This window comes from Bacteroides sp. 519 (assembly GCF_010500955.1).
Lineage (GTDB): Bacteria > Bacteroidota > Bacteroidia > Bacteroidales > Bacteroidaceae > Bacteroides.
The window spans coordinates 1-919 of record NZ_QVMJ01000071.1 but is presented as its reverse complement, the minus strand read 5'-3'; the positions used below and the strand labels follow the sequence as shown (position 1 = coordinate 919).

At 44.6% G+C, this 919-nt stretch carries 1 pseudogene; it reads left to right on the top strand.

Going from position 1 to position 919, the window contains the following annotated elements:
• Positions 1–687: pseudogene (locus D0T85_RS21935) on the top strand (CDC27 family protein); the annotation flags it as partial.
• Positions 688–919: the final 232 nt, after the last annotated feature.

The following is a 919-nucleotide window of genomic DNA, read 5'->3' as shown; positions in this document are numbered from 1 at the left end:
GCCAGTGAATTTCTGTTGCACGAAAAGATTGCTGCCAACGAAGCAAAAGGCTCCCGTCAGCAAGAAGTATTTAAATACATGGTTCCCGCCCCTTACCGTCCGGATGCACACTACAATGCCCCCATCACTGCCGGTAAGAGTTACAGCTACCGTTACACCCGTACCTACCCTGTAACAGCCGGCATGAAGAACCTGAAACTAACCATCGGAGGTAACATTACCGCTACCGACCGTAGCTATTATAAAATTCAAAACGTAGACACACTAAGCTACGTAATTGCCTCGATGGACGAACTGGCCGACGGTAGCTTGCTGGGTAACCCGGAATTCACTACCGATCAGCGTACCGAATACATGCACGCCCTGAAGTTATTACGTAACCGTGAATACCAACGCGCTTTGAGCATCTTGAGTGATTACAAAGATTACAACACCGCCGTTGCCCTTACCTGCTTGGGATACGATGGACGAGCCTATAATATGCTTGCTACGTTGCCTCAAACGGCAAACACACATTACCTGGCTGCTATTCTCTGCTACCGGTTGAAGGAGCATCAGGCCGCTGTTGATCACCTGATGGAAGCTTGCCGCCTGGATCCGGGCAAGATAAACCGTGCGGAACGCGATCCGGAGATAAGTAAGATGATACGCGATTATAATTTACGTGAACACTTAGATAAATTATGAATAAATATTTAGACACAGATGACGCGGAATTACACGGATTTTAAAACACGGATTTAATACCGGTTTAAAAATTAAATCCGTGTTTCAAAATCCGTGTAATCCGCGCAATCCGTGTCTGAAAAAGAATTAACGATTAACAATCGGGGAAACCCAATATTATTTATTAACCAATAAACAAAAAGATGAAAATGAAAATGAATTTTAAGTATGCGATGATGGCTTTCGCTGCCCT